General features: G+C 40.3%; 15 protein-coding genes. 2 read left to right on the top strand and 13 right to left on the bottom strand.

The annotated features are described in order from the left end of the window. Window positions 1–17: 17 nt before the first annotated feature. The 7 genes from carA to CXF93_RS22010 form a co-directional block, all read right to left on the bottom strand. Window positions 18–1,163: a glutamine-hydrolyzing carbamoyl-phosphate synthase small subunit gene (carA, locus tag CXF93_RS21080; RefSeq protein WP_101064469.1), complete on the bottom strand. Its 1,146-nt coding sequence runs from the start codon at window positions 1,161–1,163 to the stop codon at window positions 18–20. Window positions 1,164–1,348: 185 nt separating this feature from the next. Further along, window positions 1,349–2,167, bottom strand: a complete 819-nt coding sequence (dapB, locus tag CXF93_RS21075; RefSeq protein ID WP_101064468.1) for a 4-hydroxy-tetrahydrodipicolinate reductase — start codon at window positions 2,165–2,167, stop codon at window positions 1,349–1,351. Window positions 2,168–2,678: 511 nt separating this feature from the next. Further along, window positions 2,679–3,296 (bottom strand): FKBP-type peptidyl-prolyl cis-trans isomerase, encoded by a 618-nt coding sequence (locus CXF93_RS21070; protein ID WP_101064467.1) that lies wholly within the window; start codon window positions 3,294–3,296, stop codon window positions 2,679–2,681. A gap of 158 nt (window positions 3,297–3,454) precedes the next feature. Continuing rightward, window positions 3,455–4,387: an ROK family protein gene (locus CXF93_RS21065; protein WP_101064466.1), complete on the bottom strand. Its 933-nt coding sequence runs from the start codon at window positions 4,385–4,387 to the stop codon at window positions 3,455–3,457. A 249-nt stretch (window positions 4,388–4,636) separates the two neighbouring features. Further along, window positions 4,637–5,767, bottom strand: coding sequence for a molecular chaperone DnaJ (gene dnaJ / locus CXF93_RS21060; protein ID WP_101064465.1), 1,131 nt, complete (start codon window positions 5,765–5,767; stop codon window positions 4,637–4,639). Window positions 5,768–5,862: 95 nt separating this feature from the next. After that, on the bottom strand, window positions 5,863–7,785 hold the full coding sequence (gene dnaK, locus CXF93_RS21055; RefSeq protein WP_101064464.1) for a molecular chaperone DnaK: 1,923 nt from the start codon (window positions 7,783–7,785) through the stop codon (window positions 5,863–5,865). Window positions 7,786–8,065: 280 nt separating this feature from the next. Continuing rightward, the gene (locus tag CXF93_RS22010) at window positions 8,066–8,236 is read right to left on the bottom strand and encodes a hypothetical protein (RefSeq protein ID WP_157824469.1); all 171 of its coding nucleotides are present in this window, start codon (window positions 8,234–8,236) and stop codon (window positions 8,066–8,068) included. Between the two features lie 171 nt (window positions 8,237–8,407). On the opposite strand from CXF93_RS22010, the gene CXF93_RS21050 reads away from it, so the two are divergent. Beyond that, a complete protein-coding gene (locus CXF93_RS21050) occupies window positions 8,408–8,869 on the top strand; it encodes a cytochrome c (RefSeq protein WP_101064463.1) in 462 nt (153 codons plus the stop codon). A 122-nt stretch (window positions 8,870–8,991) separates the two neighbouring features. Here CXF93_RS21050 and CXF93_RS21045 read toward each other — a convergent pair whose 3' ends face one another. Next, entirely contained in the window at window positions 8,992–11,319 is a 2,328-nt protein-coding gene (locus CXF93_RS21045) for a response regulator (protein WP_232784284.1), read from the bottom strand. A 68-nt stretch (window positions 11,320–11,387) separates the two neighbouring features. Between CXF93_RS21045 and CXF93_RS21040 the strand changes: the two genes are divergently transcribed. Next, entirely contained in the window at window positions 11,388–12,143 is a 756-nt protein-coding gene (locus CXF93_RS21040; RefSeq protein WP_101064461.1) for a transporter substrate-binding domain-containing protein, read from the top strand. Window positions 12,144–12,224: 81 nt separating this feature from the next. Here CXF93_RS21040 and ribA read toward each other — a convergent pair whose 3' ends face one another. The 5 genes from ribA to secD all read right to left on the bottom strand — a co-directional run bounded on the left by ribA (window position 12,225) and on the right by secD (window position 17,642). Continuing rightward, window positions 12,225–13,277 (bottom strand): GTP cyclohydrolase II, encoded by a 1,053-nt coding sequence (gene ribA, locus CXF93_RS21035; protein WP_101064460.1) that lies wholly within the window; start codon window positions 13,275–13,277, stop codon window positions 12,225–12,227. Window positions 13,278–13,533: 256 nt separating this feature from the next. After that, window positions 13,534–14,205: a cytochrome b/b6 domain-containing protein gene (locus CXF93_RS21030; protein ID WP_101064459.1), complete on the bottom strand. Its 672-nt coding sequence runs from the start codon at window positions 14,203–14,205 to the stop codon at window positions 13,534–13,536. A 95-nt stretch (window positions 14,206–14,300) separates the two neighbouring features. Next, the gene (locus CXF93_RS21025) at window positions 14,301–14,669 is read right to left on the bottom strand and encodes a rhodanese-like domain-containing protein (RefSeq protein WP_101064458.1); all 369 of its coding nucleotides are present in this window, start codon (window positions 14,667–14,669) and stop codon (window positions 14,301–14,303) included. A 172-nt stretch (window positions 14,670–14,841) separates the two neighbouring features. Beyond that, window positions 14,842–15,786, bottom strand: coding sequence for a protein translocase subunit SecF (gene secF, locus CXF93_RS21020; protein ID WP_101064457.1), 945 nt, complete (start codon window positions 15,784–15,786; stop codon window positions 14,842–14,844). Between the two features lie 11 nt (window positions 15,787–15,797). Next, window positions 15,798–17,642 (bottom strand): protein translocase subunit SecD, encoded by a 1,845-nt coding sequence (gene secD, locus CXF93_RS21015; RefSeq protein WP_101064456.1) that lies wholly within the window; start codon window positions 17,640–17,642, stop codon window positions 15,798–15,800. Between the last annotated feature and the right edge of the window lie 17 nt (window positions 17,643–17,659).

The raw sequence follows: 17,659 nt of genomic DNA, 5'->3' as shown, positions 1-17,659 counted from the left end.
TCTACTAGGTATCAGGCTTAGGCGTTGCTTTTTTCCATACTCTTTTCCATCAACTCTATAAAGTGATTGAAAAGTGGAGCGGCATCGTGTGGACCAGGACTTGCTTCAGGGTGACCTTGGAAGCTAAATGCGGGTTTATCAGTACGATGAAGACCTTGTAAAGAGTCATCAAATAATGACTTATGCGTCATGACTAGATTTTCAGGTAATGTAGTTTGATCAACTGCGAAACCATGGTTCTGCGCCGTAATCATTACTACGCCACGCTCCATGTCTTTTACAGGGTGGTTAGCACCATGATGACCAAATTTCATTTTTAATGTTTTAGCACCACTTGCTAATGCAAGTAATTGGTGACCTAAACAAATACCAAATACTGGAATATCGGTAGTCAAAATTTCTTTAATTGCTGCGATTGCATAATCACACGGTTCTGGATCGCCAGGGCCGTTTGATAAGAAAATACCATCTGGATTTAACGCTAATACTTCTTTCGCAGTTGTTTGCGCAGGTACAACCGTAATACGGCAACCACGGTCAACTAACATACGTAAGATATTACGTTTAACACCATAATCATAAGCAACAACGTGGAAACGTGAATCGGTTGCGTCTGCAGGTAAGCCACCTGTTAAAGTCCAGCTACCTTGGTTCCATTCGTATGCTTCTTTTACTGTCACTTCTTTCGCTAGATCCATGCCTTTTAAGCCAGGGAATGCTTTAGCAAGTTCCAATGCGAGTGTTTCATCTATACTTTCACCGGCGATGATACAACCCGCTTGCGCACCTTTTTCACGTAAGATACGTGTCAGTTTACGCGTATCAATATCCGCGATACCAACAACATTACGTTCTTTTAGATAGTCAGTAAGTGTTTGTTGATTACGGAAGTTAGAAGTAACTAAAGGAAGATCTCGAATGATTAGTCCACAAGCATGAACATCTGGAGACTCAGCGTCTTCATCATTGGTACCGGTATTTCCGATGTGTGGGTAAGTAAGAGTAACGATTTGGCGAGAATAGGAAGGATCGGTTAATATTTCTTGATAACCAGTCATTGAAGTATTAAAAACTACTTCACCTACCGAATGACCTTCTGCACCGATAGACACACCACGGAATACTGTTCCGTCTTCCAACACCAACAAGGCGATATTACTCAAGACAACCTCCAAAAAAAATAGATAGAAAAATAATAAAATAAATCAACTATTTACCCCAGGCTGTCACACAGCATAGTAATTCGAGATTAAAAAAACCAACCTCTGAATTACTAAATTTTGGCAAATTCCGCGAATCATACAGATAAAATAAATGTTACGCAACTGTTTTATTTTATGTTTTTAATTTAAGAATTAAGACCAAGTACATCTTGCATTGTATACAAGCCTTTATCTTGGGCAAATACCCATGCAGATGCACGTATCGCGCCCTTTGCAAAAGTCATACGGCTCGACGCTTTATGCGTAATTTCAATACGTTCGCCAATATCAGCAAACATAGCGGTATGTTCACCGACTAAATCACCGGCACGAATGGTAGAAAAACCAATGGTTTCGCGCTCGCGCTCACCGGTAAAACCTTCACGACCATAAACCGCGACTTTTTTCAAATCACGGCCGAGTGTATCCGCGATCACTTCACCCATACCTAAAGCTGTACCAGAAGGCGCATCAACTTTATGACGGTGATGACCTTCGATGATTTCAATATCGGTATAATCGCCCATCACCTTGGCAGCCATTTCTAACAACTTAAACATCACATTAACACCAACACTCATGTTTGGCGCAAAGACGACGCCAGTGATATTACCCGCGGCATGAATCAGTTGTTTTTGTTCGTCACTAAAGCCTGTTGTACCAATAACTATTTTCTTATCGTTCGCCACAGCAAACTCAAGATGCTTCAATGTCGCATCCGTCGCCGTAAAATCGACAATCACATCAAAATCGTCCGCAACTTCAGCAAGACTACTTACGACTTTAACGCCTAATGAGCCTAAGCCTGCTAATTCACCAACATCTGCGCCCAAGAAGTTACACTCAGGACGTTCGATTGCTGCGCCAACAACAGCCGCGCCATCACTATCTTGAATGGCTTCTAAAATTGTACGACCCATACGGCCATTACAACCCATAACTGCAATTCTTACTGCTTGTCCCATCTAGATTTCTCCCTGTGTTTATCATAATCAAATAGCTAAAGTACTTCGATGATAACACTCCTCGAAACACATCAACAGGGTCTACGAGCCTATTTATTAGGTATAAAAAAACCCACGATTCTAAGTGCTAGAATGCGGGTTCATCATACTGAGTATCAGCCATTAACCGAAAATACCAAATAGGCCAGCCCATAGGTGCATTGTCGGTATTGTTAAAAATACAATTAAGAACACTACTGCGTACTTCCAGTTAAAATCGTTATACGTTGCCATTACTCACTATCCATAAAGTTGATCTAAATCAACATTCATCTTACCTAAATAATAATAACAGGGCAGCAACTATCTCTCCACTGCCATTAATTTATATCTTTTTAGGTAGTGCCGAATGAAAATTTATGTCTAAAGGGTTTAAGCTGGAATAGTACTAAAACGCTTATTTTAAGCATAAAAAAACGCCTTGCTCATATCACTATGAGCAAGGCGTTTCGCTAGTCTGTAATAGGACTGATTAGATGATGTCTAATAGTTCTACTTCAAATACTAGTGCTTGGAATGGACCGATTGCAGCGCCTGCGCCCTGTTCGCCATAAGCAAGTGTGTGTGGGATAGATAGTTTAAATTTATCACCAACGTTCATTAGTTGTAGTGCTTCAGTCCAACCAGCGATAACGCCGCCAACTGGGAATTCAGCAGGTTGACCACGTTCAACAGAACTATCAAAAACCGTACCGTCTGTTAGTGTGCCATGGTAATGAACACGTACTGTAGATTCTGCAGTCGGTTTTTGATCGATGTCACCAAGTGCGATAACTTCGTACTGTAGACCAGATTCAGTGATTGTTACTTCTTCACGTTCTGCGTTTGCAATTAGGAATTTTTCACCTTCCGCTGCGAAGATTTTTGATTTTGCTTCTTTCTCAGCTTCTAATTTCTCATGAATTAGTTGGAAAGCTTGGTTTAGCTCTTCATTGCTAACTTTGCTTTCTTCACCAGCGAACGCATCAGCAAGACCAGCTTGAACAGCTGAAATGTCTAGACCTTCGAAAGGGTTAGCAGCAAGCTGTTGACCCATTTGAAGACCAATACCGTAACTACCTTTTTGTTCACTTGTTGCAAATTCAGACATAATTAAACTTCCATAATTCTTAATGATAAGCACAGTTACTGTGCTACTTAAATAACTAGGTATGGGCGATTTATATAAAAACAAGGGAGAGCATAAAAATTTTCTCCCTTAATTCTATCTGTTAATTAGTGTTCCCCCATACTTCCATGCCAAAACGGTTATTTATAATTCAACAGTGCTGCGCCACGCACACCACCTTCACCACCAAACTCAGCGAGTTTTAATTGTGGTAACTTCATATTATCAAATACATAAGCCTTTATCTTTTCAGGCAGTTGCGAATACAAGGCCTCAAAACGCGCCAAGCCGCCACCAAACACCACGACATTCGGATCGAGGATCATGATAAGACTGCCGAGTGCTGCCGCTAAAATATCTAAAAATACCGTGATAGTTTTCACAGCAACAGTTTCATTCGCTTCGTAGGCAGCAATAATATCTGGGCCTTTTAACGCCTGTTCTTCAGTGCATGTTCCATCGATATGAATTTTGTAATGCTTATATAACGCCGCAAGACCAGTGCCAGAGCAATAGGTCTCTAAACAAGAATGGCCACCGCAACCACAATGAGTCAATGGCAGTTCAGGATAACGCTGCAACATAGTGCCCGGGATCGCCATATGACCAAACTCACCAGCGCCAAAGTTATGTCCAGACAAAATCGTTTTATTAATACAGATTGCACCACCCAAGCCAGTACCTAAGGTGACCGCGATGGCGATCTCGGCATCTTCCGCCGCACCTTTAAAACATTCAGACAAAGCGAAGCAGTTAGCATCATTCTGCACTTTTACATCACGACCAATGCGTTTCTGTAAATCAATTTGTAAGTTTTGACCATGTAAACTGGGTAAATTAGAGCACACTAAGGTATGCGTTTCTGGATCCATCACCCCAGGGTAACCAATACCCACCATGCCTTTACAATCAAACTGTTTATCCGCTTCAAAAATAAAGCTATCGAGTGCATCTAATAGTTCTTCATAATCTTCAGTAGGTGCGGGGATCCGCTCATTGAAAACACACTCAAGCGCTGTGTTGTATACCGAAAATTCTATCTTGGTACCGCCAATATCAAAACCGTAATACATTTAACCTCCATGACCGTTAAATAACAGCAAACTAATTGATGATAATTTTATAAAATATTTATAGTAGTAGTTTATAAAATATAATGATATTGAGCTGAGTTATATCTGTGTAATCAATCACACATCAACAATTTACTACTATTAAGAGGTATTTAGGTTAATTAAGAGGCAGACGGGAATAAACCGGATATATAAAAAAGCCGCGATTAAATCGCGGCTTAGCATAGTTAAATCAATAATATGATGTAGCTATTTAGTTAGGTCATCAAAGAAGCTTTTAACACCATCAAAGAAACCTTCTGATTTAGGCTTATGTTTCTTTGCTGATGCATTATTTAGCGATGATTCAAACTGATGTAATAACTCTTTTTGCTCTGCGTTTAATTTAACAGGCGTTTCAAGCGTTACTTTACACAGTAGATCACCGGTAGCACCACCACGTACAGACTTAACGCCTTTACCGCGTAAACGGAACATGCGACCAGTTTGAGTTTCAGCGGGTACTTTTAATTTAACGCGACCATCTAAAGTAGGTACTTCAATTTCGCCACCAACAGCTGCATGAGTGAAGCTAATTGGCACTTCACAATAAAGGTTGCTACCATCACGTTCAAAGATAGCGTGTTGACGCACACTTACTTGAACATATAGATCACCAGCACCGGCACCAACATCGCCAGCTTCGCCTTCGCCAGTTAAACGAATACGATCGCCCGTATCAACACCCGCAGGGATGGTTACTTTTAGATCTTTGCTGCGTTCGTAACGGCCTTCACCGTGACACTTACGGCAAGGATCTTTAATGATTTTGCCTTTACCATGACAGGTTGGGCATGCTTGGTTTACCGCAAAGAAACCTTGACGCATTTGTACTTGGCCTTGGCCATGACAAGTGCTACAAGTTGCGGCTTTAGTACCTGTTTTAGCACCTGAACCATTACACACTTCACAGTGACATTGGCTTGGGATACGAATCGTTTTGCTTACGCCACGAACCGCTTCTTCAAGCGTAAGTTCCATGTTATAACGCAGATCACTACCACGTGCAGCACGCTGTTGACGACCACGGCCGCCGCCACCGCCAAAGATGTCACCGAATACATCGCCGAATACATCACCAAAGTCACCGTGACCACCGTGACCACCACCTTGTTGATTTACACCGGCATGGCCATATTGGTCATAAGCTGCTTTTTTCTGTGAGTCATTAAGCACTTCATAGGCTTCTTTAACTTCTTTAAATTGCTCTTCCATGCCTTTATCACCCTTGGTTCTATCTGGGTGATATTTCATAGCAAGGCGCTTATAGGCCTTTTTAACATCTTTTTCGCTAGCGTCGCGTGATACACCTAGCACTTCATAATAATCGCGTTTTGACATAATAATCAGCTTAAATTTAAATAATTTAGATATACGAAAGGCGTTGGTGAAGCACCAACGCCTTTGCTATTTAAAAAGTAATAACTTAGGCGTTACTATTTTTTGTCGTCTTTTACTTCTTCAAATTCAGCATCAACAACATCACCAGCCACATCTTTTTCTTGTGACTGTTCTGAACCAGCGCCAGCTTGCTGTGCTTCAGCTTGCTGTTGAGCAATTTCCATTAATTTTTGAGCGGCTTCCATCAACGTTTGAGTTTTTGCTTCAATCGCTTCTTTGTCTTCGCCTTTAATTGCAGCTTCTAGTTCAACAATAGCAGCTTCAATTTTTTCTTTTTCATCAGCAGGTAGTGCTTCGCCAGCTTCTTCGATTTGCTTACGCGTACCGTGAACCATTGCATCAGCTTGGTTACGTGCTTGTACTAGCTCTTCAAATTTAGCATCTTCAGCAGAGTTTGCTTCAGCATCACGTACCATTGCTTCTACTTCTTCATCAGAAAGACCAGAAGACGCTTGGATTGTGATTTTTTGTTCTTTACCAGTATCTTTATCAGTAGCAGATACGTGTAGGATACCATCAGCATCAATATCGAAAGCAACTTCGATTTGTGGGATACCACGTTGTGCAGGACGGATACCTTCTAGGTTGAATTGACCTAGTGATTTGTTGTCTGCAGCACGTTTACGCTCGCCTTGGATTGCGTGAACAGTTACAGCAGCTTGGTTATCTTCAGCTGTTGAGAATGTTTGTGACGCTTTAGTCGGGATAGTTGTGTTTTTCTCGATAAGCTTAGTCATAACACCACCCATAGTCTCAATACCTAGAGATAGAGGTGTAACGTCTAGAAGAAGTACATCTGTTTTGTCGCCAGAAAGTACCGCACCTTGAATCGCCGCGCCCATTGCAACAGCTTCATCAGGGTTAACGTCTTTACGTGCTTCTTTACCGAAGAATTCAGTAACAGCAGCTTGAACCATAGGCATACGTGTTTGACCACCAACTAGGATGATATCGTTGATATCTCCAACAGCTAGGTCTGCATCTTGTAGTGCAATACGTAATGGTTCAATTGTTGCTTTAACTAGGTCTTCAACTAGAGATTCTAATTTAGCACGTGTAACTTTGATGTTTAAATGTTTAGGACCTGATGCATCAGCAGTGATGTAAGGTAAGTTAACATCTGTTTGTTGTGCTGAAGACAGTTCGATTTTCGCTTTTTCTGCAGCTTCTTTAAGACGTTGCATTGCTAGCGGATCGTTCGTTAGGTCGAAGCTTTGTTCTTTTTTGAACTCTGCTACTAGGTAGTTGATTAGACGTGTATCGAAATCTTCGCCACCTAGGTGAGTATCACCGTTAGTTGCTAGTACTTCAAACGTCTTCTCGCCATCTACTTCATCGATTTCGATGATAGAGATATCGAATGTACCACCACCAAGGTCGTATACAGCAACAACGCTGTCGCCTTTAGCTGTGTTTACGCCATATGCGAATGCAGCAGCAGTTGGTTCGTTGATAATACGTTTAACTTCAAGACCAGCGATACGACCAGCATCTTTCGTTGCTTGGCGTTGTGAATCGTTGAAGTATGCAGGTACAGTAATAACCGCTTCAGTTACTGCTTCACCTAAATAGTCTTCTGCTGTTTTTTTCATTTTTTTCAAAACTTCAGCAGAAATTTGTGGCGGAGCCATTTTTTGGCCTTTCGCTTCAACCCATGCATCACCATTGTCAGCTTTAACAATTTTGAACGGCATGATTTTGATGTCACGTTGGATTTCTTCATCTTCAAAACGACGGCCGATCATACGCTTGATTGCAAACAGCGTGTTTTCAGGGTTAGTTACAGCTTGACGTTTTGCAGGTTGACCTACTAAAGTTTCACCATCTGCGCTATAAGCGATGATTGATGGAGTAGTACGATCACCTTCAGCATTCTCGATGATACGAGCAGTGCCGCCATCTAAGATTGATACACAAGAGTTAGTTGTACCTAAATCGATACCAATGATTCTACCCATAATCGTAATTCTCCAATAAATACTTCATTTACAAATTTGATACAGAATAAATGGTGACAGTTAAAGCAATTTCAAGTCTATCGAAATACTTTTTCTGTCACTGACAACCCGCACATTGCAAGGTTATCTCTGCGATTGAAAATAAATATGGGGGCGAAATTGAAAGCTTCAAGCAGAAAGATGAATTTATTAAAAAAAAATTGAATATTTTGTATAAAAAAACCGGAATATACCGATTGCCACTATAAATAGCGTATATTTAAGCCATGTTAGGTAGCGATTATTCGACAACTATACCTGAATCTAATGCTGAGACCGCCACTGGTAGCTGACTGGCGAGTGTCGTGACTGTTGAACGTAAATAAAGTAAACAAATTAAAAATACCGCCCGCGATGTGCCAATATGCCGAAATGAGAGATGTGATCGTTCGATGATATAATCTGCTCGCATTATACCTTCCTTAACTAATGAATACTGTTTAGGTAGCAATTAATTTAACATACAAATTTTGCTCAACAATGTAATAAATCACATTCCCCAAATCCTAAAAATAGTTTACTATCAAGAGCATAATAGATTGTAAACGTATAATTAAACCAACATAAAAAGGAAGTAAGCAAGATGTTCTGGAGCAAAACACTAAAATTAGCGGGTCTCACATCATTAATGATGTTCTCAACAGCGCAAGCAGCAACGTTTGATAAAGCGGAAACAGATATTAAATACCGTCAATCAGCATTAACGATGATCGCCATCAACTTTTCTGATATGGCTGATATGGTTAAAGGCAAAAAACAATGGGACGACTCGCAGTTCCAACTACGTGCAATGCAGTTATCACATCTTGTACCAATGGCACATGCTGGTTTTGCTTCTGCTGACAGCCAAGAAGGCAATACCAAAGCAAAATCTGAAATTTGGAAAGATACAGCTGGTTTTGACAAAAAGTTTGCTAAGTTTACTGCTGACACAAAGAATTTAGCATTTGTTTCTGCAAGAGGTGAACGCGGCGACATTAAAAAAGCATTTGGCCAAACAGCGAAAAACTGCAAATCTTGCCACAGCGACTACAAATTCAAATAACCGCTTAGGATAAATAAAAAAAGCGAACAATATACATTGTTCGCCTTTTTTATTGCATTTTATTTTAATTATTCGTAATTACCAATAATTCATTTATAGCAAACCTATCCAGTCAGGCTGCCTCATGCCGAATTAACAGATACCACTGTATGCGTATAAGGTCGTTCCGCTAACCAAGGTGACAAATGCTTTTGTAACATCAGCGTTAGTAACTGCTTGCTAACGGGCTTGGCCATAAAGTCATCCATCCCTGCCGCAAAGCAATTATCTTTTACGGTTTGCAGTACATTCGCAGTTAACGCAATGATGGGGATATGTTGATCTGCCGCTTCATTTTCACGAATGATTTTTGTTGCTTCAAAACCATCAAGCACCGGCATTTGGCAATCCATTAAAATCAAATTAAACGACTGCTCTTTACATAAATCAACAGCAATTTGGCCATTTTCAGCAAGCGTTACCTCAATGCCCAGCTTTTGTAGCATCATAATCGTCACTTTCTGATTAATAAATGTATCCTCAACTAAGAGCACTTTCATAACATCGCTAGCAGCTGTTTTATCTTCCACACTGGTGATCTCATCAATGCTTTCAGCTGGTTGATCCAACATAGTGCTAAGTACCACCGCTTTTAAGGTATCCGCTTTATATGGGCGACTCAAAAACGTTTTTATGCCGAGCTGTTTTGCTAATACATCATCACCTATCTGCGCATCTGCAGACATCAACATTAACCGAGGCGTGAGTTCAGCAAACTCATCAATTAATTGTTTCGCGACCGTAAAACCATCCATATGTGGCATGATTTTATCAAGAATGACTAAATCAAAAGGTGTTTCCCTGCCCAATGCATCCAGCACCATTTTTTTACTTAAACTGGGATCTTCGCAATATGCTGTTCTGGCACCAAAATTTTGTAATTGCGCCGCGGTAATACGCATATTTAACATACTGTCATCGACTAACAATATAGATAATCCAGCAAGACTTTGCTCTGAATCAGCACCCAACAACAGTTCGTCAATAGATTCAAATTCAACCACAAACTCAAAGCGGCTACCTTTACCAGGCTTACTATAAACAAGAATGTCACTATTCATTAATTTTACAATGCTACGACAAATGGCTAAACCTAGACCAGTACCACCGTAATTACGTGTTGTACTGCCATCAGCTTGCTGAAACTTTTCAAATATTTTTTGTTGGCTCTCGGCAGCAATACCAATACCGCTATCGATAACCTGGAACATAACACCGGCACTATTATCTTTTCGATCCATTAATTTTATATTCAAATGCACATAACCTATCGATGTAAACTTGATCGCATTAGATAATAGGTTATTCAATACTTGGCGTAATTGGGTGATATCACCGAGCACCATATCAGGTATTTGTTCATCAATATGACAGACTAGCACGATCTGTTTTTGCCCTGCCATAATAGAAAAATTGCCTTCAATCTCTTTACATAACTCAAACAGATTTAGTGGGTTTTTAGCAAGTATTAATTGGCCCGATTCAATTTTCGAGAAATCCAGAATGTCGTTAATCAAATCAAGTAACGTCATCGATGACGAATACAACATATCAACAAATTCTTTCTGCTCGCGACCCATCGGCATTTCTTGTAATAAGGATGCTGTACCAATAACCCCATTCATTGGCGTGCGGATCTCGTGACTCATATTGGCCAAAAATTCACTTTTCTTCAAATTGGCATCTTCAGCTTGGCGCTTTGCAACTTCAAGCTCATTATAATTATGGCGAATCTGTTTAATTGAGGCGTTGTAACTGGTGGTTAAATTGGTAATTTCATCATCAAATAAACGTGGTTCAAGCTCTAATGGAGGAGGTAATTTGTCACGATCAAACTTGCTCACCGCATCTGACATTTCAGTTAACGGCCGAACCACAATCTTATACACCACAAAGATGATAAATAGCGCCACAATAAAGGTTTTAATGACTTGCGATAGTAACAACATCACAAATTTATCCCATAAACCTTTATAGATAGAATACAAGTCAGATTGTATTTTGATAGTCGCCAGATCGAAATTCTTATTACCGAAGTCTTGCTGCATAAGCCAAGAAACTTCGTACTGATACTCGGATAATTGCGTGCCTAATTGCAGTACAAAACCAGTATCATCTTTGATCTCAAGATAATGCACACTGGGCAGTTGCATGATACCTTCGGCTTGCAGCTTAAGCTGCTCACGGTCTTCAATCCATAGACTTGCCGTTAAACTCGATAAGTAGCTTTGCTTTACTTGCTCAAGCTGAGTTTCAACATAGGAGATATCTTTTTCATAATCAAGATAGACATTCAAGCCTGTAATGAGTAATGTAAAAATAGAGCTGATAAGTATAATTGAAACAAGTAATTGCCTCGCGATACCAACTCTTTTTTTGTGCAACGTCGCTTTAATCATCCCTAAACTCACATCCTGTTGTCCGTCGACTAACCTAATAATAGACACTACTATGGAATTACTACTATAAGGAAGTAAAAATGAAACGCTTTATTTCAATAATGTTAACTCTGCAGCTTTGCATTGCTAGCTTTACAGCTAATTCAGAATCAATCAACTACTATGTCATTGCTAAACAAGCCATGCCATTTCAAATAACGACGGATGATGAGCAACACTCAGGTATCGTATCAGACATTATTGCCAAGATATTTATGGATAAATATACCGTTAATTATCATGTCTACCCATTCAATCGGATGATTTCAAAGTTAGAGGCCGGAGGAGAAAAAAACTGGGTCACTTACGGCAGTCCAAATTGGGGCAGTGTCCAAGCAGAAAACTTATCTGATAAACCAATTTACACCGTTAGTCACAGTATCTTAAGCAATGCCAAATCAGACTTTTCATATACAGATATTAGCGACATAAAAGACAAAGTATTTGTTTTACTCTATGGCTTTGATTATCCAACGCTACAACCTTATATTGATAGTGGCGTAATTCAAGAACTAAGAGTGAAAGACTACGCTGCAGCTTTCAGGATCTTAGATAAAATGCCGAACGATGCTATTTTTATCGAAATGACATCACGGATTAAATACAACCTTAAAATTCAGTCTAAAGACCTCAGCAGTTATCACTTACAAAATTTTTCAGCCTTGATACCAACTTACCCTATTTATCTTGCATTTGATCCGAATATGGATAGCGAACTGCAACTGTTTATTAATCGACAACTTTCAGCCTTAGAAGATGCCGGTACGTTAACAGACATCATTAACCACTACATCTGATCCCATAACATCGATACAAAAACACCAGTCACTTAAACTGACTGGTGTTTTTCGCAATATGAATACTCTTTATGATTCTGGCTAATTAATAAAATCAGCCGCAAACATGTGCCCCATCTTATCGGCTTTAGTTTTAAGGTAACCTTGATTATGGGGGTTATTACCTTCTTGAAGTGGCACCCGCTCTGCAATATTCATTCCCGCTTTAATTAACGCATTCACCTTACGAGGGTTATTGGTCATTAACTTAACACTATTAATATTCAAGTGACCAAGCATGCCTTTGCAGAAGGTGTAATCTCGCATGTCTGCAGCAAAGCCTAGACGCTCATTGGCTTCAACAGTGTCAGCGCCATCATCTTGTAAATGATAAGCTCTTATCTTATTTAACAAGCCGATACCACGTCCTTCTTGACGTAAGTAAAGGATCACACCACTGCCTTTCTCGACAATGTTTTGCATTGCTTTGGCTAATTGAAAGCCACAATCACAACGCGCGCTAAATAACGCATCTCCGGTTAAGCATTCAGAATGTAAACGGATTAGAACGGGTTCACTGGGATCCAATGTTCCATACACTAAAGCAAGGTGTTCTTTACCTGTCGATCTTTCTATAAAGCCGTTCATCTGGAACATGCCAAATTGGGTTGGTAGTTTGGCGCTATCAACATAGGTGATCAGGTTATAAGGTTCCTGCTCGATTAAATCACTACGTACTGCCATCAATATTTGGCCAAGTTCATTGCGACCACTGCCATCACCACCGTCCCCCCAAAAGCTATCTTTATGCGAATGCTCTGTTAATACCTGCTCTCCAGTCGCGACAAGTTGATAGGCGTAATAAGGATTTTGACTAAATTTTTCGGTGACAGCATAGCGCATAATAGACTCGCGTTGCTGCAACCAATCAGATTTTACCAACTGTGCATATTCACGACTTAAGCGAAACGCTTCATCAGGAGTCGGTGCTTGGCGGATTAAACGTTGTAATTGCGGGTCGTTAAACTTTTGCGCTTGATAAAAATGTTCACTGCTTGGCCATTCAACCCCTTCCACCTTGATCGGGGCCAAGGCTAAATTTGACAAGAATCCGAAATCATCATTAGGTTCATAAAACTGAATTTCATCTATCATTATTTCTACTCCATGAATTTTTGGTATTCAATATATATCAGATAGTTATAGATAAAGGTTACGTATGAAAATGAGTATAGAGGGGATAACAAAGAATGACTTTTAACTGGTGTAATAGTGCTACCTAGTTAAAAGATTCAGACATTAAGGCTAACTATTTAACCTTAATGTCTGCAGATATTAATTTTATGCTTTATATTTTATGTTTTAAACCAGTCATTAATCTACGGTTCAATACTACAGTTCAATAAAGTCATCAATACAATAAGTAACCGAAGTTTTCATGTCCCCATTGCCACCAAACGACACCAGCAATACCAGCGTAGATAGCCCAAGCCACTAAACCATTCAGTATTTTGGGGTGGGCAATAGAGTTCACTAATGGGTATTCAGCAACGCCAGTGAACATGGCTTTTACTAATGGCTGTTTTTTTAATTTGTAAGCCATGATAGCAATCACATGCAGACCGATTGCCCAAAGTAACACATCAAAGTTTACGTGATGTAACCAGGTCAAGAAGCTCACCGTATCAGCAGAAAAATATTGCGCCAATGGCCCTTCTGATAAAATGTCATCGCTGGCACTTAGCCCACTAAATAATTGAGTCGCAAGCAAGGCTAAAAATAACACCACCATGCAGGCACCAGCAGGATTATGGCCAAATTTAACGCGATCAAATTTATTATTATCTTTAAGGTAGCCAATTAGCGCTTTTGGTGTTTTTATAAAATAACTGAATTTAGCGGTATCACTGCCAATCAAGCCCCAAATAAATCGCGTAATCCAAAGCGCAAGTAAGGCATAACCAAATACAAAGTGCCATTCCATTTCATCGTTATCAGCGCAATACCATAATCCGAATAACAAGCTGACTTGTAACCAGTGATAGCCACGAATAAATCCGTCCCAAACTTTAACCTTAACCATACAATCCTCTGCAGATAACAAGCGATAGATACATTCGTTAAAATGAGTTCACAGCGACTGTTATTGTTACAATCGCCATCAACATTGAATGTCCATTATGAACTAATCGGGTAACCTTTCATTTTCCACTCACGGATACCGCCATCCATTGAGATAACATCTGTGTAGCCCATACGTTGAATGAACTCAGCTGATAATGCTGAGCGATAACCGCCACCGCAATACAGTACGATACACGTATCTAGCTCAGGATATTTAGCTTCTAGGTCACGCTCGATTACACCACGGCCAATGTATTCAGCACCGCTGATACGACTTGCAGCCCATTCGCTTTCTTCACGTACATCAACAAGCACAAATTGCTTACCTTCGTCTTGCCACTGCTTCACATCAGCACAGCTACATTCTTTAACTACTTTACGGGCTTCGTTACATAAATCTAGAAATCGTTGACTATGAGCCATGTTATTATCCTTTTCATTTTAATACCAAGTGGTTACTAAGCGACTATTTTACTTAACTATAATTTCATTTTATGTTTGATAATTCAATAACTAAAAATATAAAAAAAACCCGCACGAGGCGGGTTTTATGGCAATCAAAAGACTAATGCGTTAGCTAGGTTTCCCCTAAGGCTTACGACATTGGGTCTTGGTCTGCGCCTTCTTTTTCAATCACTGGTGGTAACATAGTTTCACGCGTTACGCCAAGCCTCAGTGCTAATGCACTCGCTACGTAAATCGATGAATATGTACCAACCACGATACCGATTAGCAATGCTAAAGCAAAACCGTGGATCAGAGCACCACCTTTCAGGAACAATGATACTAATACCATTAATGTTGTACCTGACGTGATTAACGTACGTGATAATGTCTGCGTTAATGATACATCCATGATTTCCACAGAGTCATCAATGCGCATGCGACGGAAGTTCTCACGAATACGGTCAAATACCACGATAGTATCATTCAATGAATAACCAATAACGGTCAATAGCGCCGCTAAAATAGTTAAATCAAATTCAATCTCTAACGCCGAGAAGATACCAAGTGTGATGATAACGTCATGTGCCAATGCTGCTACCGCACCAGAAGCTAAACGCCATTCAAAACGTACACCAACATAAAGTAGGATACAAATTAACGCCGCAATCAGCGCTAGGCCACCCTGCTCGGTTAATTCATCACCGACGTTGGGACCAACAAACTCGATACGACGCATTTCTACGCTTTTATCGTAACCTTGTAATGCAGTCAGCATTTGACTACCAAGGTGAGCACTGTCCACACCTTCACGTGGAGCGATACGGATCAATACATCACGGCTTGAGCCGAAATGTTGAATAACCGCATCACTAAAGCCTTCAGCTGCTAACAACGGACGAATCACTTCAAGATCCGCTGGTTTGTCATAACCTACTTCGATCACCGTACCACCGGTGAAATCAAGACCCCAATTAATGCCTTTAATAGCAATTGAAGATATCGATAAAAGAACTAATAGCGCAGATAATATAAACGCCGGTTTAGCCATTTTCATAAAGTGGATCGTGCGTTCTGTTTTAATAATTTCAAACATAATTAATCCCCTTAGATTGAAAGTTTATCGATCTTTTTATTACCCCAAAGGAAGTTCACGATTGCACGTGTACCAATGATTGAAGTAAACATAGAAGCGGCAATACCAATTGCTAGCGTAATAGCGAAACCTTTAATCGCGCCCGTACCAACAGCAAACAAGATGATTGCGGTTAATAGCGTAGTAATATTCGCATCGGCAATGGTAGATAATGCATTATCATAACCACGATGAATCGCTTGCTGAACACTACAGCCTTCTTTAAGCTCTTCACGGATACGTTCAAATACCAATACGTTGGCATCGACAGCCATACCAATGGTTAATACGATACCGGCAATACCAGGTAGCGTCATTGTCGCACCAGGGATCATCGACATAATACCAATGATCATGATGATGTTTGCAGACAAGGCAACGTTAGCAACCAGACCAAATTTACGATAGTAAATAGCCATAAAGATAACGATTGCAATCATGCCATAAATCATCGCTGCTAAGCCGTTTTCGATATTTTGCTTACCTAAGCTAGGACCAATGGTACGTTCTTCTACGATTTGCACTGGCGCAACTAACGCACCTGCACGTAATAATAACGCCAAGTTTTTAGCTTCGTTGCTACTGTCTAAACCTGTAATTCGGAAACTACGACCTAATTGCGCTTGAATAGTAGCAACGTTAATTACTTCTTCCATTTTCTGCAGTTTAGATTTGCCATCAGCGGTTTTCTCACCCGTTGGCTTGTATTCAATGAATACCGTTGCCATTGATGTGCCGATTGCTTTCTTCGTCGCACGAGACATTTTACTGCCGCCTTGCGAATCAAGATCGATATTTACCTGTGAACGACTAAACTCATCTAAGCTCGATGTTGCACCTGTGATGTGGTTACCCGTTAAGATAACTTGTTTCTTCAGAACAACTGGACGACCGTCACGCGTAGTGTATTTTTTACTACCAGCAGGTACACGAGTACTATAAGGATCCGCTTTATTATCAACTAAGCGGAATTCTAGGGTTGCCGTTGCACCTAAGATTTCTTTAGCACCAGCAGTGTCCTGAACACCCGGTAATTCAACCACAATGCGGTCTGCACCTTGGCGCTGAACTAGCGGCTCAGCTACACCTAATTGGTTTACACGGTTACGGATAATAGTGATGTTTTGTTGCAGGGCATATTCTTTGATTTCAGCAAGTTTTGCTTCAGTCATTTTTGCCGATACACTAAATTGACCATTATTTTCGCTGTCATTTAACAGTAGGTCTGGATATTTAGTTTTAAGGAATTGTTCTGCTTTATCGCGAGTTTCAGCATCACGGAAACGCACTGTCACACCGTTACTGTCTTTACGCACTGCGGTATAACGCAGCTTTTCTTCACGTAAATCGGTACGGAAGTCTTGTAACATTTGATCTTCAGCTTTCACTAACGCTTCTTGCATATCAACTTCAAGTAAGAAGTGAACACCACCACGTAAATCAAGACCTAATTTTAGTGGTTCAGCGCCAATGCTTTGTAGCCAGTCCGGGGTTGCAGGGGCAAGGTTTAAAGCGACAATGAAGGTTTGACCAAGTTGCTCTTTTAATACTTCACTAGCAAGTAATTGCTGTTCGCTATCAGTTAAGCGAATTAATACTTGGTTTTGTTCTAATGAAACACTTTTATAAGAAATGGCTTGTTTATCGAGTTCTGCTTTTACTTTATCGAGTGTTGAGACTTCAATAGCAGCACCACGTGCAGCAGAAACTTGAACAGCGGGGTCTTCCCCGTATAGATTCGGTGTGGCATAGAGTAAACAAATGGCGATCGTAGCGATCACCATTAGATACTTCCACAGAGGATATTTATTTAACAAAATATTACCTTACTGGG

Origin of the sequence: Moritella sp. Urea-trap-13 (assembly GCF_002836355.1) — a bacterium.
Lineage (GTDB): Bacteria > Pseudomonadota > Gammaproteobacteria > Enterobacterales > Moritellaceae > Moritella.
Note: the sequence above shows the minus strand (reverse complement) of the source record. Positions and strands in the feature narration are given on the sequence as shown.

Excerpts from the sequence above, each read along its gene's own strand:
- dapB (WP_101064468.1), bottom strand. The coding sequence starts at position 2,167 with ATGGGACAAGCAGTAAGAATTGCAGTTATGGGTTGTAATGGCCGTATG.
- CXF93_RS21070 (WP_101064467.1), bottom strand. The coding sequence starts at position 3,296 with ATGTCTGAATTTGCAACAAGTGAACAAAAAGGTAGTTACGGTATTGGT.
- CXF93_RS21065 (WP_101064466.1), bottom strand. The coding sequence starts at position 4,387 with ATGTATTACGGTTTTGATATTGGCGGTACCAAGATAGAATTTTCGGTA.
- dnaJ (WP_101064465.1), bottom strand. The coding sequence starts at position 5,767 with ATGTCAAAACGCGATTATTATGAAGTGCTAGGTGTATCACGCGACGCT.
- dnaK (WP_101064464.1), bottom strand. The coding sequence starts at position 7,785 with ATGGGTAGAATCATTGGTATCGATTTAGGTACAACTAACTCTTGTGTA.
- CXF93_RS22010 (WP_157824469.1), bottom strand. The coding sequence starts at position 8,236 with ATGCGAGCAGATTATATCATCGAACGATCACATCTCTCATTTCGGCAT.
- CXF93_RS21050 (WP_101064463.1), top strand. The coding sequence starts at position 8,408 with ATGTTCTGGAGCAAAACACTAAAATTAGCGGGTCTCACATCATTAATG.
- CXF93_RS21040 (WP_101064461.1), top strand. The coding sequence starts at position 11,388 with ATGAAACGCTTTATTTCAATAATGTTAACTCTGCAGCTTTGCATTGCT.
- ribA (WP_101064460.1), bottom strand. The coding sequence starts at position 13,277 with ATGATAGATGAAATTCAGTTTTATGAACCTAATGATGATTTCGGATTC.
- CXF93_RS21030 (WP_101064459.1), bottom strand. The coding sequence starts at position 14,205 with ATGGTTAAGGTTAAAGTTTGGGACGGATTTATTCGTGGCTATCACTGG.
- CXF93_RS21025 (WP_101064458.1), bottom strand. The coding sequence starts at position 14,669 with ATGGCTCATAGTCAACGATTTCTAGATTTATGTAACGAAGCCCGTAAA.
- secF (WP_101064457.1), bottom strand. The coding sequence starts at position 15,786 with ATGTTTGAAATTATTAAAACAGAACGCACGATCCACTTTATGAAAATG.